The 21,674-nt window shown below is 66.6% G+C and carries 17 protein-coding genes; 15 read left to right on the forward strand and 2 right to left on the reverse strand.

Annotated elements, in window-relative coordinates; genetic code table 11:
- Nucleotides 1-10: 10 nt before the first annotated feature.
- The 3 genes from DT343_RS12980 to DT343_RS12990 are packed head-to-tail and all read left to right on the forward strand — an operon-like array spanning nucleotide 11 to nucleotide 4,654.
- On the forward strand, nucleotides 11-3,199 hold the full coding sequence (locus DT343_RS12980; RefSeq protein WP_035308111.1) for an efflux RND transporter permease subunit: 3,189 nt from the start codon (nucleotides 11-13) through the stop codon (nucleotides 3,197-3,199).
- Nucleotides 3,196-3,924, forward strand: a complete 729-nt coding sequence (locus tag DT343_RS12985) for a HupE/UreJ family protein (protein ID WP_035308114.1) — start codon at nucleotides 3,196-3,198, stop codon at nucleotides 3,922-3,924. Before DT343_RS12980 ends, DT343_RS12985 begins: the two co-directional genes overlap by 4 nt.
- Before the next feature lie 13 nt (nucleotides 3,925-3,937).
- Nucleotides 3,938-4,654 (forward strand): hypothetical protein, encoded by a 717-nt coding sequence (locus DT343_RS12990; RefSeq protein ID WP_035308115.1) that lies wholly within the window; start codon nucleotides 3,938-3,940, stop codon nucleotides 4,652-4,654.
- Between the two features lie 31 nt (nucleotides 4,655-4,685).
- On the opposite strand, the gene DT343_RS12995 is transcribed toward DT343_RS12990, so the two are convergent.
- Nucleotides 4,686-6,005, reverse strand: coding sequence for an MFS transporter (locus DT343_RS12995; RefSeq protein ID WP_035308117.1), 1,320 nt, complete (start codon nucleotides 6,003-6,005; stop codon nucleotides 4,686-4,688).
- Nucleotides 6,006-6,075: 70 nt separating this feature from the next.
- Here DT343_RS12995 and DT343_RS13000 point away from each other — a divergent pair, with 70 nt between their 5' ends.
- From DT343_RS13000 to DT343_RS13035, 7 genes are all read left to right on the forward strand, one after another.
- A complete protein-coding gene (locus tag DT343_RS13000) occupies nucleotides 6,076-6,351 on the forward strand; it encodes a metal-sensing transcriptional repressor (protein ID WP_035308120.1) in 276 nt (91 codons plus the stop codon).
- Nucleotides 6,352-6,358: 7 nt separating this feature from the next.
- Nucleotides 6,359-7,477: a nickel/cobalt efflux transporter gene (locus DT343_RS13005; protein ID WP_112863195.1), complete on the forward strand. Its 1,119-nt coding sequence runs from the start codon at nucleotides 6,359-6,361 to the stop codon at nucleotides 7,475-7,477.
- A 9-nt stretch (nucleotides 7,478-7,486) separates the two neighbouring features.
- Nucleotides 7,487-7,654 (forward strand): DUF1289 domain-containing protein, encoded by a 168-nt coding sequence (locus DT343_RS18185; RefSeq protein WP_081836171.1) that lies wholly within the window; start codon nucleotides 7,487-7,489, stop codon nucleotides 7,652-7,654.
- 807 nt (nucleotides 7,655-8,461) lie between these two features.
- Nucleotides 8,462-9,067 (forward strand): RadC family protein, encoded by a 606-nt coding sequence (gene radC, locus DT343_RS13020; RefSeq protein ID WP_052004993.1) that lies wholly within the window; start codon nucleotides 8,462-8,464, stop codon nucleotides 9,065-9,067.
- Nucleotides 9,068-9,074: 7 nt separating this feature from the next.
- Entirely contained in the window at nucleotides 9,075-10,034 is a 960-nt protein-coding gene (locus DT343_RS13025) for a toprim domain-containing protein (RefSeq protein WP_081836174.1), read from the forward strand.
- Nucleotides 10,031-12,109 carry a ParB/RepB/Spo0J family partition protein gene (locus tag DT343_RS13030; protein ID WP_112863196.1) on the forward strand — a complete coding sequence of 693 codons (2,079 nt, stop codon included), beginning with the start codon at nucleotides 10,031-10,033 and terminating at the stop codon, nucleotides 12,107-12,109. Before DT343_RS13025 ends, DT343_RS13030 begins: the two co-directional genes overlap by 4 nt.
- A 166-nt stretch (nucleotides 12,110-12,275) precedes the next feature.
- The gene (locus DT343_RS13035; protein ID WP_112863197.1) at nucleotides 12,276-16,538 is read left to right on the forward strand and encodes a bifunctional class I SAM-dependent methyltransferase/DEAD/DEAH box helicase; all 4,263 of its coding nucleotides are present in this window, start codon (nucleotides 12,276-12,278) and stop codon (nucleotides 16,536-16,538) included.
- Nucleotides 16,539-16,830: 292 nt separating this feature from the next.
- Here the strand turns inward: DT343_RS13035 and DT343_RS13045 are convergent, their stop codons facing one another.
- On the reverse strand, nucleotides 16,831-17,223 hold the full coding sequence (locus DT343_RS13045) for a hypothetical protein (protein ID WP_112863198.1): 393 nt from the start codon (nucleotides 17,221-17,223) through the stop codon (nucleotides 16,831-16,833).
- 200 nt (nucleotides 17,224-17,423) lie between these two features.
- On the opposite strand from DT343_RS13045, the gene DT343_RS13050 reads away from it, so the two are divergent.
- From DT343_RS13050 to DT343_RS13070, 5 genes are all read left to right on the forward strand, one after another.
- On the forward strand, nucleotides 17,424-17,780 hold the full coding sequence (locus DT343_RS13050) for a single-stranded DNA-binding protein (protein ID WP_112863199.1): 357 nt from the start codon (nucleotides 17,424-17,426) through the stop codon (nucleotides 17,778-17,780).
- A 35-nt stretch (nucleotides 17,781-17,815) separates the two neighbouring features.
- Nucleotides 17,816-18,244, forward strand: coding sequence for a single-stranded DNA-binding protein (locus DT343_RS13055; protein ID WP_112863200.1), 429 nt, complete (start codon nucleotides 17,816-17,818; stop codon nucleotides 18,242-18,244).
- 119 nt (nucleotides 18,245-18,363) lie between these two features.
- On the forward strand, nucleotides 18,364-18,828 hold the full coding sequence (locus DT343_RS13060) for a GcrA family cell cycle regulator (protein WP_181669194.1): 465 nt from the start codon (nucleotides 18,364-18,366) through the stop codon (nucleotides 18,826-18,828).
- A gap of 25 nt (nucleotides 18,829-18,853) precedes the next feature.
- Nucleotides 18,854-20,161 (forward strand): DUF4238 domain-containing protein, encoded by a 1,308-nt coding sequence (locus DT343_RS13065; RefSeq protein WP_181669195.1) that lies wholly within the window; start codon nucleotides 18,854-18,856, stop codon nucleotides 20,159-20,161.
- 346 nt (nucleotides 20,162-20,507) lie between these two features.
- On the forward strand, nucleotides 20,508-21,425 hold the full coding sequence (locus tag DT343_RS13070) for a DUF2493 domain-containing protein (RefSeq protein WP_112863203.1): 918 nt from the start codon (nucleotides 20,508-20,510) through the stop codon (nucleotides 21,423-21,425).
- Nucleotides 21,426-21,674 lie beyond the last annotated feature (249 nt).

Genomic DNA, 21,674 nt, shown 5'->3' on the forward strand with positions numbered 1-21,674 from the left:
CGCGAGAACCATGCTTGCACGCATCATCGCCCTGTCGATCCGCTTCCGATGGGCGGTCATGGGGCTCGTCCTCCTGGCCTGCGCCATCGGCGTCTGGAGCTTCCAGCGCCTGCCGATCGACGCCACTCCGGACATCACCAACGTCCAGATTCAGATCAACACCGAAGCCCCCGGCTATTCGCCGCTGGAGGCCGAACAGCGCATCACCTTCCCCGTCGAGACCGCCGTCGCAGGCGTTCCGGGCCTTCAATACACCCGCTCGGTTTCGCGATACGGGTTGAGCCAGGTGACCGTCATCTTCGACGACGGCACCGACATCTATTTCGCACGCCAACTGGTGAATGAGCGCCTCCAAAGCGCCCTCGGTCAGCTTCCCCCCGGCGTCACCCCTGAACTTGGCCCTATCGCCACCGGCCTCGGGGAGATCTTCATGTATACGGTCGAGGCCGAGCCGGGTGCACGACGTCCCGACGGCCAGCCCTATACGACCGAAGACCTGCGCACGCTTCAGGACTGGGTCATCCGGCCCCAGCTTCGCAACACGCGCGGTGTCACCGAGGTCAACACCGTCGGCGGCTACGAGCGTCAGTATCACGTCACACCCGATCCGCAGCGGCTGGCGGCCTACGGGGTGACCATGGCCGAGGTGGTCGAAGCGCTGGACAACAACAACGCCAACGTCGGCGCGGGCTATGTCGAGCGCTTCGGCGAACAGTATCTGATCCGGGTGCCGGGGCAGGCTTCGACGAGTGAAGACCTGGGCAACATCGTGATCGCCACGCGTGGGGGCGTTCCGATCCGCATCCTGGACGTCGCCGACATCGGAATGGGCCAGGAACTTCGCACCGGCGCCGCGACCGAGAACGGCAAGGAGACGGTCCTTGCGACGGTTCTCATGCTGGCTGGCGAGAACAGCCGTATCGTCGCCCAGGCCGCCGCCGCCAGCCTGCAGGAAGCCGCCAAGGCCCTGCCGCCCGGTGTCGTCGCCACGCCGGTCTACGACCGCACCGAACTGGTGGAACGCGCCATCCACACCGTCGAAAAGAACCTCGTCGAGGGCGCCCTGCTGGTCATCGTCGTGCTGTTCCTGCTGCTCGGCAACATCCGCGCGGCCCTGATCACGGCGGCGGTCATTCCCGTCACCATGCTGATGACCATCACCGGCATGGTGCGGACCGGAACCTCCGGCAATCTGATGAGCCTCGGCGCGCTCGACTTCGGCCTGATCGTGGACGGCGCCGTCATCATCGTCGAGAACTGCCTCAGGCGCTACGGCGAGGCCCAGCATCGCCTGGGTCGTATCCTGACCCGCGAGGAACGGTTCGATCTGGCGGCGACCGCCTCCAGCGAGGTAATCCGGCCCTCGCTATTCGGGGTCATGATCATCACCCTGGTCTATGTCCCCATCTTCGCCCTGACCGGGGTGGAGGGGAAGACCTTCCACCCGATGGCGATCACCGTCGTCATCGCCCTGACGGCAGCGCTCCTGCTGTCCCTGACCTTCGTACCCGCCGCCGTCGCCATGTTCGTCACCGGCAAGGTCGAGGAGAAGGACAGCTTCCTGATGCGCTGGGCCCGGGTGGGTTATCAGCCGGCGCTCGACTTCGCGCTCAGGACCCGCAGCCTGATGATCGGCATTGCGGTCGTGCTGGTGCTGCTCGCCGGGTTCGGGGCGTCGCGGATGGGCTCGGAGTTCGTGCCCAATCTCGACGAAGGCGACATCGCCATGCACGCCCTGCGCATCCCGGGCACCAGCCTGACCCAGGCCGTGCAGATGCAGACTGCGTTGGAAGCCCGCATCGCCCGCTTCCCCGAGGTGGAGCGGGTCGTGGCCAAGATCGGCACCGCCGAGGTCGCCACCGATCCGGTGCCGCCCTCGGTCGCCGACACCTTCATCATGCTGAAGGACAGGAAGGATTGGCCGAACCCTCGCAAGTCTCGCGGCGACCTCGTCGCCGAGATGGAAGAGGCCGTGAATGAGATTCCCGGCAGCAAATACGAGTTCACCCAGCCGATCCAGATGCGGTTCAACGAACTGCTGAGCGGGGTGCGGGCCGACGTCGCCATCAAGGTCTATGGCGACGATCTCGACGAACTGCTGCGCCTCGGCGCCGAGATCGAAGCCATCGTGGCCTCGGTGGACGGGGCCGCCGATCCCCAGACCGAACAGATCACCGGCCTGCCGGTGCTCCAGATCACACCCAACCGACCCGCCATGGCGCGCCTTGGCCTGAGCATCGAAGACGTCCAGTCGGTTATCTCCACCTCGATGGGCGGCACGACCGCCGGGCAAATCTTCGAGGGTGACCGTCGTTTCGACGTCGTTGTCCGCCTGCCCGAGCGTCTGCGCGCCGACACCAACGCCATCGGTCGTCTCCAGGTCCCGCTCCCGGCGGGCGAAGGACAGCCGCGTCAGTTCGTGCCCCTGAATGAGGTCGCCACGATCGAACTCACAAAGGGTCCGAACCAGATCAGCCGAGAGAACGGCAAACGCCGCATCGTGACCACGGCCAATGTCCGCGACCGCGACCTGGGTTCGTTCATCCGCGAGGTTCAGGACCGGGTCGATGCTGAGGTCGCCATACCGGCCGGCTATTGGGTCACCTATGGCGGAACGTTCGAGCAGTTGATCTCGGCCGCCAAACGATTGCAACTCGTGGTTCCCGCGGTGTTGCTGCTGATCTTCGGCCTGCTGTTCGCCTTGTTCCGCTCGGTCAAGGACTCGGCCATCGTTTTCTCCGGCGTGCCTCTGGCCCTGACCGGAGGGGTGGCCGCCCTGATGCTGCGTGGGCTGCCTCTGTCGATCTCGGCGGGGGTCGGATTCATCGCCCTGTCCGGGGTCGCCGTGCTCAACGGTGTCGTCATGGTCACCTTCATCCGCAGCTTGATCGCCGAAGGGAAGCCTCTTGGCGAGGCAATCCGGGAGGGGGCGCTGACCCGTCTTCGCCCGGTGCTGATGACGGCGCTCGTCGCCAGCCTCGGCTTCGTGCCCATGGCCTTGAACGTCGGAGCCGGCGCCGAGGTCCAGCGCCCGCTGGCCACGGTCGTCATCGGCGGGATCATCTCCTCGACCCTGCTGACCCTGCTCGTGCTCCCCGCCCTCTACAGCCTCGTCCACGGCCGCCCGTCTTCGCCGAACGGCGTCAGACGGTCGTGGCGTGAGCGGCTTCCCTTCGCATACTCCCGGAGGACTTCATGAACCCGCGTCTCCAGCGCGCGACCGCCTGGTTGCGAACGCCCATCGGCCTGCTGAGCGCAGGCCTGTTGGTGCTCTTCCTCAACGGCCTGTTCACCGCCACCCTGGCGCACGGGGTGGCGGCAGGGGACAAGGGCTACATCCAGGAGACGTCCGGCATCGTCTTCTGGCCCTTCGTCTATCTGGGGGCCAAGCACATGGTCACCGGTTACGACCATCTGCTGTTCCTGTTCGGGGTGATCTTCTACCTCTACCGCCTCAAGGATATCAGCCTCTACGTCACCATGTTCGCCGTCGGGCATTCGACGACCCTGCTGCTGGGCGTGATGCTGAACGTCAACGTCTCCAGTTATCTGATCGACGCCATCATCGGCCTGTCCGTCGTCTACAAGGCGCTCGACAACATGGGGGCCTACCGACGCTGGTTCGGTGTCCAGCCGGACGCCAGGGCCGCGACCCTGGCGTTCGGTCTGTTCCACGGCCTGGGTCTGGCGACCAAACTGCAGGACTTCCAGCTGTCTTCAGACGGCCTCTTGGTCAACCTGATCGCCTTCAACATCGGCGTGGAGATCGGCCAGCTTCTGGCGCTCGGAGCCATCCTGATCGCCATGGGATTCTGGCGCCGGACCGCCAGCTTCGGGCGCCACGCCTATCTGGCCAACGTCATCCTCATGATCCTCGGTTTCATCCTGACGGGCTATCAGCTCGTCGGCTTCTTCGTCGCCTGACGGGAGACCTTCCATGCAAAATCTCAATCAACCCGATCCCGCCGAACTGCCGTCGACGGCCAAGCTGCTCAAGTCTACCGGCGTCGCCGTCGTCATCGCCTCGGCCCTGCTGGTCACCGTGGTCCTTCCAGCCGAGTACGGCGTCGATCCTACCCGCATCGGCTCGGTCTTCGGGCTGACCGAGATGGGCCGGATCAAGCGCCAACTCGCCGTTGAAGCTGCGGCTGAAGCGGCCTCAACGGCGGCGGTCATTACATCCACGAGGACCGCGCCTGCCTTGCCGGCAGCCGCACCAGTGGGCTCACCAGACACCGCAACTCAGGAGCCGGCCAGGTCTGCCAAGACCGAAGCCGTCCCGCCAGCGGTCACGACCCAGACGGCAGCCGCAGCTACGACAACCAATGGCGCATCGGCGGGTCGCAGCCATCGCACGTCCCTGACCCTTGAGCCTGACGAGGGGGCCGAGATCAAAATGGCCATGGGGGACGGCGCGAAGGCGAACTTCACCTGGTCCACCAGTGGCCCGGCGGTGAACTATGACACCCATGGTGACGGCCAAGGGATCACCTATCACGGCTATAGCAAGGGAACCTCCGCCCGCGAGACGGGGGTGCTAACGGCCGCTTTCGCGGGTCATCACGGCTGGTTCTGGCGTAACCGCAGCGGCGAGCGTGTCACCATCACGCTTCAAACCTCGGGCGACTACGAGAGCGTCGATTTCGTCGACTGAGGCTTACGGTCGGATGTCTCCCGCCTTGGGCTCACTCCTTCGTCGTCGGCCATCGCGGGTGGCGCTCGTCGATGACGAAGGGATGGCTGTGCAACGCCTCTCCGGATTGACCGTCCAGATGCGGATCGTCTTCGGCCGGTGCGTCATGCCGATGCGGCAGGTCCGTCGGGTCGTTCGCAGGCCAGACTACAAATCCTAGGACCGTTCCGAACGCGCACAGGGCGGCCAGCACCAGAAAGGCCGCGCTGGGGTCCGCAGCCGCGCTGACCAGACCGGCGACCGGATAGGCGATCAGCCAGGCGGCGTGGGACAGGGCGAACTGCGCCGCGAACAGGGCCGGACGATCCTGTGCGTTGGAAGACCGACGCAAGGCGCGACCCGCCGGTGTGAGGGTCAACGAATAGCCGACGCCCATGACGGCCCAGAGGATGAGCAGGGCGACATAGGTGGTCGCCAGCACCGATCCTCCAAGCAGCACCAGGGTCATGATCGCGGCGCCCCACAACATGGCGGTCCGGTCTGCGACCCGGTCCAGCAGGCGAGGCAGGGCGATCGCCGCCGCCATCGACCCCGCCCCGAAAGCCGCTAGCGCCCAGGCGGCGGCTTGGCCGGACATGGCGAAGCGGGACTGCACCAGGACGACCGTGTTGACGAACACCATGGCCCCGCCGGCGGCCTCGGCGATGCTGATGGCGATCAGACCGCGCAGACGTGGCGTCAAAGCGAACAGGCGAACCCCGCCCGTGAGCCGCTGGATGAAGGGTTTCTGAGCCGTCTGCGTCAGTACCGGCAGTGCAGCCGTGACGACGAAAAGGGCCGAGATAACGAAGCCGAGGGACGTCCCGGCGAACAGATTGTTGTAGCTCATGAAGGCGAGGAGCACGGCCGCCAGCACGGGACTGGCCACGCTCTCGAGATCGGCCGCGAGGCGCGAGAGCGACAGGGCCTTGGTGTATTCCGCCTCGTCAGGCAGCAGGTCGGGGATCATCGCCTGGAACGCCGGGGTGAAGGCCGCCGAGGCGACGTACAGCACCGTCATCAGGGCATAGACCTCCCAGGCCTCGCCAACGAACGGCAAGGCGCCGGCGACACAGGCCCGGACGACATCCAGCGAGACCAGCAGGGCCTTGCGGGGAAGCCTGGCCGCCAGGGCGCTCGCGAAGGGCGCGACGCCGATATAGGCGATCATCTTGATGGCCAGGGCCATCCCCAAGACTTCGCCGGCATTGGCCCCGGCCAGATCATGCGCCAGCAGACCCAGCGCCACCGTCGCCATGCCCGTGCCGAGCAGGGCCGCGACCTGGGCGATGAACAGATGCCGGTAACCGGCATGGCGAAGCGGTGAAAACATCGAACGTCGTCCTGCGGCGGGTAACCAAGAGAGGCTGGTCTTATCCCCTCCAGGGGGATAGCATAGCCTCATGGCTCACGTCGTCCACGAATCCCACCCCGAGATCATCAATCGGCTGAAGCGCGCCGAGGGTCATCTGCGCAAGACCATCGCCATGATCGAGGGTGGGCGAACGTGTCTGGATCTCGCCCAGCAGCTTCATGCGATCGAGAAGGCCGTGGCGGCGGCCAAGAAGACCCTGATCCACGATCACATCGACCATTGCCTCGCCCATGCGGCCGAGGGCGACCCGGCCGAGGCCCGTCGGGCCATGGCCGAGTTCAAAGACATCACCAAATACCTGTGAGACGCCGATGACCCCGTTTGCAGACCTGCTCGCGCAGGGCTCGGCCCATGCCTGGCTGTTCATTCCTTCCGCCCTGCTGCTGGGAGCCTTGCACGGGCTGGAGCCCGGCCACTCCAAGACGATGATGGCGGCCTTCATCGTCGCGGTGCGCGGTACGGTCTGGCAGGCGATCCTGCTGGGTTTGTCGGCGACGCTGTCCCATACGGCCATCGTCTGGGCCATCGCCCTGACCGGGCTCTACTTCGGCCAGTTTTTCGACATCGAAGCCTCGGAGGGCTGGTTCCAGCTGGCCTCGGCCGTGATCATCCTCGGTGTCGCCGCATGGATGCTCTTCGCCACATGGCGCGAGCAGAACGCCGTCCACAACGAGCATTATCGTGACCACGACCATGACCACGACGAGACGCGCTGGATCGACACCGGCCATGGCGTCGTCAGCCTGAGTATCTTCGAGGACGGCGTGCCCCCACGGTTCCGGTTCGCTCCGGAGAAAGGGCCGGTTCCGAGGGCCGACGACGTCATCGTCGCAACCACCCGGGCGGACGGCTCCGTCCAGACATTCCACTTCGAGACACGCGACGGTTATCTCGAATCGGCAGACGTCATTCCTGAACCCCATGCGTTCACCGCAAGGCTGGTCCTGGGCCACGGCAATCACACCCACGAGTTCGATGTCGAGTTCGCCGAACACGATCACGAACACGCTCATGACCACGGCGGGCTTGATGTCTCGGACCCCGGCTATCAGGACGCCCACGAACGCGCCCACGCCAACGACATCAAGAAGCGGTTCGCCAACCGCAAGGTGACCACTTGGCAGATCATGCTCTTCGGCCTGACAGGCGGCCTGATCCCGTGCCCGGCCTCGATCACCGTCCTGCTGCTCTGCCTGCAGCTGAAGCAGGTGGCCTTGGGTGCGACCCTCGTCCTGTGCTTTTCGATCGGATTGGCGGCGACCATGGTCACCGTCGGTGTCGCAGCGGCGATCGGGATGCGGCATGCGGAGAAGCGCTGGTCGGGAGGTTTCGCGGCTTTTGCACGAAAGGCGCCCTATTTTTCAGGGGTTCTGATCGCTGTCGTCGGCCTGGTCTTGACCTGGCAGGCCGTCGTCTCCCTGGCCCGGTAGACAGGTGGGATGGCCAAGACACCCTGTATCGATGTCTGCACTTTCGACGCCCGCTCCGGTTTTTGCGCAGGCTGTGGACGCACGCGGTTGGAAGTCGCGGGGTGGCGCAAACTCACTCCGCATCAGAGGAAAACCATCGAACGCGACTTGCGACGTCGCCTGACGGGACGCTCGTAGGGCGCCTCGCATCCACATACTTGCCGCAGCGATCCGCCTATGACCTTGGGCCCCCGCGAGCCGACGACTTCCTCCTAGCTGATGGCTCGCAGGGAACTCGGAAGGGAAGTGGCCAAGGGGTCCGACATGCGCGCGGATGGACGAGGGGACTGCCACTCCAAGTTGGATTTCGGCAGGGCTTGCGGGGTCCAGCAGGCTCGCGTCCTAATCTCCCCCTTCGCGTCCACCGGCGGCACGCAGCAGGTCGCCGACCCTTCGACCATTAAGGCGGCATGAGGCAATCACCCGATCATAGACGATGACGCGACCGTTACGACCGCGAACCGCCACGCACGTCAGGACACGTCCGCGAACCAAGCCCGACAATCGGTCCCGGTCAGCGCGTCCGGTCGGACTGTGGAGCTCGGGGGCGTTAAAATCCGACAGCCGGACCTCAATCCAGGTCGAGGGGTCACTGTTGGGGCCCGCACACAGGCTGTCACCGTCACCGATGTAGCGCACCAGACCGGAGAAGGACGCGCCCGCGCGGTCAGGCAAACGGCCCTCGCACGGATCCGCGTGGGCGACGGCGGGAGCGAGGAGAAGACCAGTGAGGATCAGGAGCCATTTCATGGGCGCAGCCTGAAGCCATCGCCCCTCTTAGCCAACGGGCATTGGAGAAAAAGGAAGGGCGGGGGGTGGTCGCCCCGATCCGGGGCCAGCAGCCCCTGGAGCCCCGCGATGCGACCCTTGTCCTCATCAACATTCAGGCCTTCCGGCCTGCGTTCGGGAGACCTGTTCGCGGCGTCGCCGGGCCTTGAGCAGGAGATGGACGACGCCACCCTTCTTTCCCTGCTGATGACACGCACCATGCCGGAGCGTGACATCGCGCAGGCTGCAGCGACCTTGCTGGCGGTGTTCGGCACGGTCGCCGCCGTCGTCGCGGCGGATCCGCACGAGCTGGCGCGGGCCGCCACGCTCGACGCGACCACGATCACGGATCTCAAGATGTTGCGCCGGCTGAGTATCAGGTTGGCCCGATCGGAGGCCTGCCGCCGCCCCGTCCTGTCATCATGGTCCGCCCTGGTCGCCTATGTTCGCTCGGCCCTGGCCCACGAACCGAGAGAGCAGTTCCGCGCCCTGTATCTCGACAAGAAGAACATCCTGCTTCGGGACGAATTCCGGGCCGAAGGCACGGTCGATCACGCCCCGGTCTACCCCCGTGAAGTCGTCCGGCGGGCGCTGGAACTCTCGGCTTCGGCGCTCATCCTTGTCCACAATCATCCGTCCGGCGACCCGGCCCCGTCACGGGCCGATATCGAGATGACCCGCAGGATCGTGGACGCCGCCGGCGTTTTCGGCCTGCAAGTGCACGACCATCTCGTCATCGGCCGTCAGGGTACGGCGAGCTTCAAACAGCTCGGCCTGATCTGAGGCGGCCATGACCCTTCACGCGATTGTCGCCGCCCTGGGCGGCGACCTCTATGCCGGAGGTTCGCGCGCCAGCATCCCCGCACCCGGCCACAGCACGGCGGACCGTTCGGTTTCGTTGATGCTGGCCGATGATCGGGTCATCATCCACGGATTCGGCGGCGCCGATTGGCGCACCGCACGGGATGATCTTCGCCTTCGCGGCTTTATCGATGACGCCGGTCGGCTCACCGGCGGCGGGCGCGGACGGTCCTCATCGCCGAGACCGGACCGGCGCCTTCGCGTCGAGACCGCATCGCGTCTGTGGACCGCGACGACGGAGCGACCGCCCCACGGTCCGGCCAGTCTCTATCTGCGACGGCGCGCAGTCATGACCGGAGCCGCCGCTTACAATCTTCGCCTGCACCCCTCCGCGCCACTGTCGGTCTATCAGAGTGGTAGGCGCGTGCGTCCCGCTCTGATCGCCCGGGTCAGCGACGCCGAGGATCGTCTGACGGCGGTCGAGCTGACCTATCTCGAGACCAATGGTCTGCCCGCCGGCGGTCTGCGCCTGGCCCGAAAGACTGTGGGTCAGGTCCCGCCCGGCGCGGCCGTTCGCCTCTCGCCTGCGGCCGAAGAGATGTTGGTGGGCGAAGGGGTGGTCACGACCCTGTCGGCCATCGACCGCTTCGGTCTTCCCGGCTGGGCTCTTATGGCCGCCAATAACCTCGTCGCCTGGAGCCCGCCCGCCTGGGTGCGCCGGGTCCTGATCGCCGCTGACCGTGGCGAGGCCGGTGAGGCGGCGGCTGCCCGGCTCCGCCGCCGCCTGGTGAATGACGGTCTCAAGGTTGAGGTGTCATGGCCCGAGCCGCCGTTCGGCGACTGGAACGAGGTCGCGGTCGCGGCGGCGTCGCAAAGGGGGAGCGAGGGCTCTGAGGGGCGCCGGAGTGACGGGGATGGCCCCCGTCGCCCGGCAGGAGAGACCTCATGACCGACCTCGTTCCCGTCATCACCTCAACAACCTCTGTTCCTGAAACCCCAACCCCGGCCGTCATCTTCACGCCCGTGGAACGCATCGTCCGCCTCGGGGATCTCGGCATCGCGCGAGAGAACCTGCGCTATGGCGAACCGCCCGACGACGATATTCCGACCCTGGCCGCCACCCTGAAGGCGGCCGGTCAGTTGCAGCCCGTGACCGTCAGGCCCGGTCGCGGCAAAAAGGAGCAGCCGTTCATGGCCCTAGACGGTCGTCGTCGTCGTCTGGCGCTGGCGAGCCTGCTGGAGGCCGGCGACATCGACGAGGACTATCCTGTCCGGACCTATGTCGAGACCGATCCGGCGCGCCAGGCGGCGGCGGTGCTTTTGACCAACACCGCCGTGCCGGTCCATGTGGCCGATGTCATCGCCGCCATTGGCCGGATGCTGAAGTCGAAACTGACGATCACCGCCATGGCGCGGGCGCTCGGTTATGACGAGATCGAGATCAAACGGCTGGCCGCCTTGTCCGGGGTCGCGCCGGCCGCTCTGGTGGCGCTGAAAGCGGGCCGGATCACGCTTCGCCAGACCCGGCTGCTGGCGCGCCTGCCGGACCTTCAGGAGCAGAAAGACATCGCCCAGATGACGCTGGACGGCCAGGGCTTCCAGGAATGGCGGGTGAAGGAGCGGCTCGACGACAGCCGGGTCACCACGCGCGATCGCCGCTGCGCCCTGGTCGATCCTCAGGCCTATGCTGACGCCGGGGGGCGGACGGAGAGCGATCTGTTCGGTGAACTGCCGCCGGTCCTGCTCGACCCCGACATCCTGACCGAGGTCTGGACCCGTCGCGCACGTGGGATCGCGGCCGTGTTCGAGGCCGAAGGGATCTCGGTTCACGTGACCGCCGGCCCGGAGCCAGAGCTTCCCGACGATCTGGAGGCGCTCGGCTATGTGTATGGCGGTTCACTCCCCGCCGAAGAGATGGCGCGCTACCGGGCGCAGAGGGAGGTGTTCAACGACCGGACCGAGAAGGCCCGCATCGCCCTGGCAGACGTCGAGCACCCCGACGTGGCTGATCTGGCGATCGTCGACATGATCCACGCCAAGATTGCATCAGACCAGACTGGATGCGGGGGCCGGGTCGTGACCACGATGGTCCTGTGGCCGGCCGCGGAGGCAGGCGTCGAAGTCCGCTGCTACACGCCGGAGGAACCCGAGATCGACGAAGAGGATCAGGACGCCGCGCCGGAGGCCGCGCGTCGGACCGCGGCGCCACCGGCCTATGTTCCGCCGGAAGTCGAGGCTCCGGAGCCGGAGACAGAAGGCGTCAACCATGCCCTTCACGCCGTGCGGACCGATGTGGCGACGCGGGGTCTGATCCGCGCGCTGGCCGACGATCCCGGGGCGGCGCTTACAGCCTTGATCGCGCGGCTGTTCACCGTCCTCGTTCGACGCGCGCACGTCGCGCGGTCGGACTCGGCCTTGGCCATCACCGCCAGCGGGTTCAATCCCGCGAACAGCCGGGTCATCGAGGCTCTGGATGGTGACGTTCGTCGACGGCTCGAGGATCGTCGCACGGCCTGGGAAGCGTCCGGCGAGACCGTCATCGCCTGGGTCCACGGCCTTGCCCACGGCGAGAAGATGGGATTGCTGGCGGAGTTGACCGCCATCAGCCTCGACGTCCGGGAGGAGAAGACCTTCTCCATCCGCCGCAGCGCCCGGGCCGAGGCGGCGGAGCTGGCCGCTCTCTGCCAAGCGGACATCACTCTCCACTGGACGCCCGACGCCCCCTTCCTGCAGCCCCACTCCAAGGGCCTGCTGACCTGCATGCTCGACACCATGGGCGCCGAGGACGAGCGGGCGAAGACGCTCCGCAAGACCGAGTTGGTCGACTGGGTGGCCGAACAGGCCGCGCAACGGACCTGGGCTCCGGCCGCCCTGTCATGGGCCGCCCCGATCGACGCCGATCAGGATGCCCCGGACATCGAGGACCAAGCCGCCGGCGATGGCGTCGATGAGGACGACGAAGGGGCCGGCGCCTTCGTCGTCACTCCGGCGGGCAAGGCGGCCTTGGACGTCGCCGCCGCCTGATTATCCGCACACGGAAATACTGCCCCGGCGACCTGCCGGGGCGGTGTTTCTCTGTCGTCGTACGCGTCGATGCGACTGTCGGGGAGACGAAGGGAGGGCGGGGCGAAGCGAGCCTGGAGGACCGAGAGGGAGGAGCCCTCCGCTCCAGGCGATCGGAGCCTTCCCAATGTCGACCACCCGCAACCTGTCGCTGTTCGCCGACGTCGCCGTCGGGAATCTCCCCACCAACATCCTGGCCGCCGCCCGTGCATTGGCCATTCATCTGGCCCGCTCGCGCGCGCTGGATCGACGTCTGGTGGCCGACGTCATGACCACCGCGTTCGGGGTGTCCGACGCCCAGGGGGGCTGGACCTGGCGTGACGCCTATGACGCTATCGAGGCCGCGACGGTGCTTCAGATCCGCCGCCTCGCGCCGCAGATTGCCCGGCTCGAGGACGCCCCGGCCGAGATCGCCGCTCTGCTCGCCGGGGTCTCAGCGCTTGGCCTGACCCACAGCCGGCGCAGCGAGGAACAGGTCGCGCTGGACCAATTCTCCACCCCGCCCCAACTCGCCGCTCTCGCGGTGCTGGCCGCGCAGGTTCGACCGGAGGACCGTGTCCTCGAGCCGTCTGCGGGGACCGGATTGCTGGCCGTGGTGGCCGAAGCGTGCGGGGCGAGCCTGACGTTGAACGAGCTTGCGCCCACGCGCGCGGCGCTCCTCGACGGGCTGTTCGCCAAGGCCACACGCCGGCGGCACGATGGCCGCCATCTACCCGACCTCCTCGAGGACGCCGGGTCGTTTGACGTCGTGGTCTGCAACCCGCCGTTCTCGGATCTTCAGGCCCATCTTATCGCGTCGCTCAAGGTTCTGGCGGACGGCGGCCGGATGGCGGCGATCGTGCCCCTTACCGCCCTTGCCGAAACCGATCTGAGGCGGGTGCTCGAAGGCCACGGCGTCATGGTGGCCGCCGTGGCGTTTCCCGCGCGCGCCTTCGCCAAACACGGCACCTCGGTCGAGACCGGCCTGCTGGTTATGGATCGCGGCGGGATAGCCGTCTGGGACGGCCTTCTTCACCAGCCCGAAGATCTTGAGGCGACCGCCCGGATCCTCGCGGGCCTTCCGGATCGCGGCACAGCCCGCCCTCGCGTGCGGTTGACGCTGGACGCCGCCGCCTTCCTCGCGCCGCGCGAGCGGGGTCTCGCCCTTCCCGCAGGCCGACTGGCCTTCTTGGCCGGTGCAACACCCCTTGCCTATGAGGCGCGGCCTTGGGCCGGAGAGGGCCGGGACGTTGGCCTCTATCAGGCGCATGCCCTGACGAGGATCGTTCTGCCTGATCCCCGGCCGCATCCGTCCCCCCTGGTGGAGTCGGGCCCGATGGCCTCCGTTGCGCCACCCGGGCCGACGTACCGACCGGTGTTGCCGCCAGCCGTTCGTGACGAGGGCCGGATCTCCGACGCCCAGACGGAGACGGTTATCTACGCCGGCGAGGCCCATTCGGCCTTCCTGCCCGGCCGGTTCCGCCTCGGCGAAGCACCGCATGAGGTGGCACTCGTGCGCGATGATCAAAGCGACGCGTTCACTTTCCGTCGGGGTTTTTTCCTCGGCGACGGCACCGGCTGCGGCAAGGGGCGTCAGATCGCCGCCATCGTCGCAGACAACATGAGCCAGGGGCGCGTGCGCGCGGTCTGGCTCTCCCGCAATGACGCCCTGCTGGAGGACGCCCGGCGCGACTGGGGCGCCATCGGCGGCGGCGCCCACGACATCGTGCCGCTGTCGAGCTGGAAGCAGGGCGACGGCGTCAGACTCGATCGCGGCATCCTGTTCACCACCTATGCGACCTTGCGCCAGCCGGCGCGGGGCGGTCGCGCGTCCCGCCTCGACCAGGTCGTCGCCTGGCTGGGCGAGGACTTCGACGGGGTCATCGCCTTTGACGAGGCCCACGCCATGGCCAACGCCGCCAGGGGCGGCAAGGGCGCGCGTGGGACCAAGAAGGCCTCGCTGCAGGGCATGGCGGGTCTTGCCCTGCAGAACCGGCTGCCGAACGCCCGCATCCTCTATGTCTCGGCGACCGGCGCGACGACGGCGGAGAACCTCGCCTATGCCGCCCGTCTAGGCCTGTGGGGCGGGCCGGAAGCGCCCTTCATGACCCGCGCCGACTTCCTCGACGCCATGGACCGCGGCGGGGTCGCTGCCATGGAACTGGTGGCGCGCGAGCTCAAGGCGCTGGGGCTGTATGTGGCACGTTCGCTGTCCTTCGAGGGAGTCGAGTACGACCCGCTGGTCCATCCGCTGACGCCGGACGACATCGGGATCTGGGACGCCTGGGCCGACGCCTTCCAACTGATCCACGCCAACCTCGCCGAGGCGCTCAAGGCCACCGGCCTCAACGACGAGGACGGCAAGGCGAAGAGCGGCCAGGCCGCGTCTGCGGTCCACTCCGCCTTCGAAGGCGCCAAGCTGCGCTTCTTCGGTCACCTGCTGGCCGGGCTCAAGGCGCCGAGCCTGATTGCGTCGATCCGCGGCGACCTCGCTTCGGAGCGATCGGCCGTGGTCCAGATCGTCTCGACCAATGAAGCGGTGATGGAGCGGCGGCTGTCCTCGATCCCGCCCGAGGAATGGAACAACCTCACCATCGACCTGACGCCGCGAGAGTATGTCCTCGACTATCTGCGCGAGGCCTTCCCTGTCCATCTGGTGGAGGCGGTCGAGGACGACGACGGCAATGTCACCATGGTCCCGGTCATGGACGACGGTCGTCCCGCCCTCAGTCAGGAGGCGTTGGCCCGACGCGAGGCCCTGATCGAGCAGATGGCGTTTCTGCCCGCGGTGCCGGGCGTGCTCGACGCCCTGCTGGACGCCTTCGGGACCGACGCGGTCGCCGAGATCACCGGCCGGTCGCGCCGGGTCGTGGTGCGCGACGGTCGTCGTGTTGTGGAGCGGCGCGGAGCCTCGGCGGCGCGCGCTGAGACCGATGCCTTCATGAGCGCACGCAAACGGGTGCTGATCTTCTCGGACGCCGGGGGAACGGGGCGCAGCTACCATGCCGATCTGTCGGCGGGGAACCAGCAACGGAGGATCCACTATCTCGTCGAGCCTGGATGGCGGGCCGACGCCGCCATCCAGGGGCTCGGCCGCTCCCACCGGACGCATCAGGCCTCCGCGCCCCTGTTCCGGCCCGTCACCACCGACATCCAGGGCGAGAAGCGGTTCACCTCGACGATTGCGCGCCGGCTGGACTCCCTGGGCGCGCTCACGCGCGGCGAACGGCGCACCGCCGGAGCCGGCCTGTTCCGCGCCGAGGACAATCTGGAGAGCCCCTGGGCCCGCCGGGCCCTGCTGGTCTTCTATGGTGCGCTGACCTTCGGGGAACTGGACTCGATGACGCTCGAGACCTTCGTGGCCAAGACGAGCTTGAAGCTGCTCGACGACGACGGCGGCCTCAAACCCTCCGACGATCTGCCGCCAATCCATACCTTCCTGAACCGACTTCTGGCGCTGCGCATCGCCGACCAGAACGCCTTGTTCGCGGACTTCGACCGGATCCTGTCCGGCATCCTCGAGCGAGCCGCCGCCTCGGGTGAACTGGACCGGGGGCTGGAGGACATCGAGGCCGAGGAACTGGAGGTCACGGATCAGGAAGTGATCCGGACCGATGTCTCGACCGGCGCCGAGACGGCCCTGGTGACCTTCTCGCTCAAGGTACGGCGCGAGATCCTCGTCGCGGATGACGCCCTGACCTGGGCGGAGGATGTCGCCCACCAGCTGGTCGTCAACGAGAAGTCGGGCCGTGCCGCGATTGCGGAACTCGGCTTGACCACCTCGACGGACGAGAACCGCCTGATCACCGCCGTGCGGCTGCTTCGGCCCGACGATCGCCAGACGATGGCCGAGAAGACGTTCGAGGAGTCAGCGTGGAAGCCGGCGGAGGTCTCGACCTGGAGGCGTGTCTGGGACGAAGAGGTCGCCGGGACCGACCCCTGGCGGACGCGCGAACTGACGCTTGTCACGGGATTGCTCTTGCCGATCTGGGGCCGGTTGCCGGCGCGGGGTTGCTCGGTTCGCCGGGTCCGGGCGCCAGACGGACGCCGCTGGCTGGGGCGAGTTCTGGACCAGGTTCAAGCTCGAACTCTTAAGACGAGCCTGGGCCTGACCGACGTCGCCGAAGTCTGGGCGGACGGCGCGAGAACCGCTGCCACGATCCTGGACCGCAACATCCAGCTGTCGCTTGAGGGTGGGCTGTGGCTGAAGCGGTCCCGCGTCATGGACCGCTGGCGCATAGAGGTCGTCGGCGGGCGGACGGATCGCGACGCTCTGGTCGCACTGGGCTGCTTCGTGGAGATCATCGCCTTCACCCCTCGGGTGTTCGCTCCGGTGGATCAGCCGAAGGTCATCGAGGCGGTGTTGCGTCGCCATCCCGTCGGCGCGGTCCTGGACGGGGCCGCGGCCTGACAGGATCATGTAGAGAACCGGCGCTGTCTGATCGACAGGGCTGCCGAACAGTCGTCTTGGCCTCGGCGATGAACAGACTGACGCCAATGGAATGGGCTCGCGCCAAGGCACCGATCTCGCATCTGAGCTTGGCGAACCGGGGGGGGGGCGGGAGATCCCTCCGGATGGTCGCCTGGCGTGAGGCCAGGGCCGGCTCCGGCTGGTTCTACGTCAGTGGCGACAACTATCATTTCGGGTCGGCGGCCGACGCCACTGCCTTTCGGCAGTGGCTCGCTGGCGCTCCGGCGCAGAACTAGCTCGAGCCTGAAGCCTCTTCGGCGCGCTGGCCCTGCCGGCGACGCACCGTCTTCATCAGGTTTTCGTCCAGCTTGGGCCGGTTCCAGGTCCGCCCGCCCGGGAAAGCGGCGAACGCCTCGGGGTAGCGCATGTAGGTGAACACCCGATCGACGACCTCGATCATCAGCGCCCTCATTTCGGGATCGGAGATCCGGCTGAGTTCGGTCCAGGGAATGTCGCCGTCTGGCGTCCGCACGGTGACGTCGCTGAAGTCGCCGGTGCGAGACACCGGGAATCGTCCTGCGTGTAGATCCTCCAGACCGGTGTTGCGCACGCAGACTTCGACGATGGCATTGGTCATCCGTTCCAGGTCGCGGGTGTCCTTCGCCGAGAGCGTCTCAGAATCCATGCGTCTCTCCTCTGGTCCTGCCGATGTAGGTGCGGCGTCCAATCTAGCACGGTGTGCTTGGCATCGGCATCAGTCGTGAGCTGACGAGGCCCGGCCGGGCGGAGGCCCTGCCGGAGGAGGGCGGGAGGAAGGGAGTTTCCGGGTGAAGCGGGATTGGGGAGATCGGCTCCCCGACGGCTTCGAATACCAAGGAGACTGACATGCAAAACGTGATGTTCACCGGCCGATTGGCGGCCGACCCCCAGATCACCGACGACTTCGGCAAGGCTGTGTTTCGCCTGCTGGAAAGCCGCGGTGTCGATAATGCCGGCAAGGATCGGCTGGTCGGCGTCAACTGCGTCAGCTGGTCCAAGGGCCTCAACGAGAAGGTCATCGCCCGGGGCCTCGTGCAGGGTTGTGAGGCCGTGGTCATCGGAGCCTTCATCGATACCGCCTACGCCGCCAAGAACGGGACCGAGCGGACGGCCAAGGAACTGGTCATCAACCGGCTCACCGTCCTCGACTGGGCCGAGGACCGCGACACCCAAAACAGCAGCGCCGACCGCGCCGCCGCCTGAACCCTTATCAACACTCAATTCCAAGGAGACTGACCATGCAAACCGTGATCATCGAAGGCTATCTGACAGCCAACCCGTCCGTCCTGGCCGCCCAAGGCTCCGGCAAGAAGAGGGCAAGCTTCCGCGTGCTCGAGACCACCCGCTTCCGCAAAGCCGACGGCACGCCCGGCGAACGGACCACCGGCTTCAACTGCATCTGCTTCAACGAGGCGACGGCCGAGAAATACATCGGCCCGTTCGCCCGCAAAGGCAGCCGCGTCGTAATCCAGGGTCATGTCGAGAACGACACCTGGACCGGCAAGGACGGTGTCGAACACTACGACATGCGAGTGATCGTCGGGGATATCCGCCTGAAGAACCGGCGCGAAGCCTCTGAGCCCGCCGTCGAGGACGAGGGCGGCTCAGGCCGCCAGGTCCAGGAGCCGGCCAGCGGCTACGACCTGAACGACGATATGCCGTTCTAGGGGCGGGAAATGAGGGCGGTCCGATGCGCGAGCGTCGGGCCGCTTTCCTTTTGTGGCGGGAGGAAAAGGCAGGGCGGCGCGAGGCGAGCCGATCGGGCTCGTCAGCCTCGGAGCTTCCCATGACCGCCTCTGCCTGGACCGATGACCGCATCGGTCGTCTGAAGACACTCTGGCTCGCGGGCCAGACCGCCGAACAGATCGCCCGCGATCTCGCCAATGGCATCACGCGCAGCGCCGTGCTCGGCAAGGTCCATCGCATGGGTCTGTCGGCGGGCCGTTCTGGCCGCCCGCCCAAACGCCCCGAGGCCGGTCCGAAGCCATCCCGCCTCGCGCCGACCAGGTCCCTGGCGGACCGGCCGATCGACGCTCGCCCCGTCGTCGCGACTGAGCATGGCCTGGCTACAGTCCTCACGGTGCGGCGCTGCCAGTGCCGTTGGCCTTTCGGTGAGCCCGGAGCCGCTGACTTCAGTCTGTGCGGTCAGCCGGTCACGCGTGGCGCCTTCTGTGCCTCACATGCCGCCGTCGCCTATCGACCGGCGGCGGACACTCCCCGCACACTGGATCGGCTGGCGCCGGTTAACTGAGATCCTCCACGCCCTTGCTGGAATCTTGAGACATGAGGATCTGAACGGCGGCCTCGACGAGGCCGCCGTTTGTCTTTTGTCCGGCCGCCAAATCGAGCGCTCGCTGTTCGGCCTCTGGCCGCACGAGGTCCCGATGGAAGCTCCGGCCGCTGAGTTGAAAGTCGCCCGTCAGATCCTTGGGTGGGATCCGCTGACGATCGCGCGCGCCTTGCGTCTCGCTGGAACGCCCGAGAAAATGGCGGCGCGTGTCATCGACGTGGAAGCCGGAAAGTCTGACATCAGCGGTCCCGTTCAGGTGGCGATGGAGACCTTCCTCAGCGGGTGGCGACCGACGGGCTGGACAGATCAAGGACCAGCGCAGCGCAGAACCCGTTCGCGTTGCTTACCCAGGACATTGCGTCATCGGGTTGCCGGGTTAAGACGAGGAATGCCTGCGGCGCCTTCACAATCAGAAACTTGGCGTCACCATTATGTGCCGCAGTTCTATCTGAAGCGCTGGGCGGGGACCGACCGGAAACTGTGGGAGTTCCAGCGTCCGCATAGGCAAGTGATCGCTCGCCCGAAATTTCCTGTCCAGACTGGCTACGTAGAGAACCTCTACTCGGTGCCCGCACTGCCTGATGATCGTCGCGACTACATCGAGACGGTCTTCTTTCGACGAGTCGATCAGGATGCCTCGGACGTCTTCGATCTTCTGGAACTCCCCGGTCCGGTTGTTCTGAACAAGCGCCACAATGACGGTCTGTCGAGGTTCGTCATGTCGCTGTTGCAACGGGACCCCATTCGCGTCGCCGAGCTCCAGGCATTGGCGCAGCGGACCTACACCGAGGTGATCTCCCAGAGCCGGGACCTTTACGAGGAACGGCGTGGAGTGGACGATCCGTCATTCGATGAGTATCGGGCCGCCTTTGACGGGCCGTCTGCGCAGATACTGGGCGGGCATCTCATACCGAAGCTCAGCGACCTACCCAAACTCGGGGCGCATTTGAACGGCATGACCCGTCGCCTCATCACCTTGGTTTCGCCCCGTCATCAGCTTTTGACCTGCGACCGGCCCTTGGTGACCTACAACGGCTTTGGCCGATCGGACGCCTATGTCGTGTTGCCTGTCGGGCCGAGCCGCCTGCTCGCTTGGACCAACTCGGCGGACTACATGGACCTGCTTGAGGAGGCGTTCAGGGGGTACGCTGCGGTTCCCGCTCTCAACCGCAAAATCGTCGCCCAAGCCGCGCGCTTCGTCTACGCCACCAGCGCCGGGCCGTTAAGGTTCGTCACCAATCACTGGCCAGAGACGCCTTCCGATCCGTTTCCCGGTCTCGGAGAATTTCTCTGAATAAGGCTTGCTGATCGAAATCTGACCTGCGGTGGATCCCGGGAACGTCTTCCAGCTTGCCCCCCGTCGGCGGCTCGCCGCCGACATTTCGAACGAAGATCGATGCCCGTTCGTCCGCATCGGCGCGACGGCGCCGAATGGTGTCGTCGTCGCCAAGGGCGACGACGACTTGCCCCCACACAACGCCCTCCGATTTTGTCATATCACCCCGGAAGTCAACGGCTTCGCCTTATCCCCTCCACGGAGGGCAAGCGGCCCTCCGCTCCGGTGACTGCCGGGGACCCCGATATGGCCAAAACCGGGGTCGTTGCGCATGGGGCGCTCGACATTCTCAAGGAATGTTCCAATGACCCGTTTCAACACTTCATCCTCCGCCTTGGCCGACCTGTCCGCTTCCCTGGACGAGGGAGGTTTGCTTCCGACCGAAGATGCCCTGGTTCAACTCGGGCGCGCGCTCATGACCGAGCTGATCGACGTCATCTCTGACACCGCGCTGGAGGATTTCCAGACCATCCTGGGAGAGGCCCTGATCGGCGCCTTCCATTCGGCGGCCGGACGGATTGAGCGAGACGCGGACCGGGCGCGCGATACGATGCGATCGCTCGACCGGGACTTCGACGGATCGGAGGCCGCGGACGTCGAACTCCAGGAAGCCACGGCGAAGGCTCGAGCAGGCGATGCCGCGACGCAGGCCTGCGAGCTCATCCGGGATGCGGCGTCCGAAACCTGGACGGTCGCGACCGGGGAGGTCTGGACGGCCTGGCGAGGATCACGGCGCGGCACGCATCTGACGGCGGCGCAGCTGGAAGCCAAACAGGCGATCCGCGCGATCCGGAACCGGAAATCCGGGGAGGCCGATCCGGGCGGTCCGGTGATCGCCTTCCGGGGCGCGCCGACGGCCGACAGCGCGGAGGACGCCGGGCGGATCTTCGACGCCCTGAACTGGGCGAAACAGGAGTGGCCCGACATGGCTCTGGCGACGACCGGAGCGAAGGGTTCGGAGAAACTCGCGATCAAATGGGCCCAGCAGAAGGGGGTGAAGCTGATCCTCGCCCGGGCGGATTTCGACACCCACGGCAAGGCCGCTCCCTTCAGGGCGAATGACGAACTCATCGCGCTTGAACCGGAGGTCTGCCTCACCCTGGTCCATTCGCTGGCGGGGATGAGGGAAGACCAGCGGCCATTCGGACCTGCGCTCAACCTCGGACAGAAGGCGATGGAGTCTGGGTTGCGGCATGTGCCCATCAAGGCACGGGCCGCCTGAGAGACTGGACCTGCAATCAACGACCCGCTCGGCTTCGGCCGGGCGGGTTTTTGTTTGTCATCCGGTGCCTCGACCCGATCGACGGCCTGTGCAGCCTGTGTATCTCGATTCCGGTCACCAACTACGATGACTGTTGATAGGGTGTGTCGGCATGTGATTTCGATGGATGACAATCTGCAAAAAGGGTCGGAGGGCAAGATAAAAGGGTGTTTTTGGCTGCGCCGGTTTCTTCTATTCTGTCCGACAGTT

It is taken from the genome of Brevundimonas vesicularis (assembly GCF_900445985.1).
In the GTDB taxonomy this organism is placed as follows: domain Bacteria; phylum Pseudomonadota; class Alphaproteobacteria; order Caulobacterales; family Caulobacteraceae; genus Brevundimonas; species Brevundimonas vesicularis_D.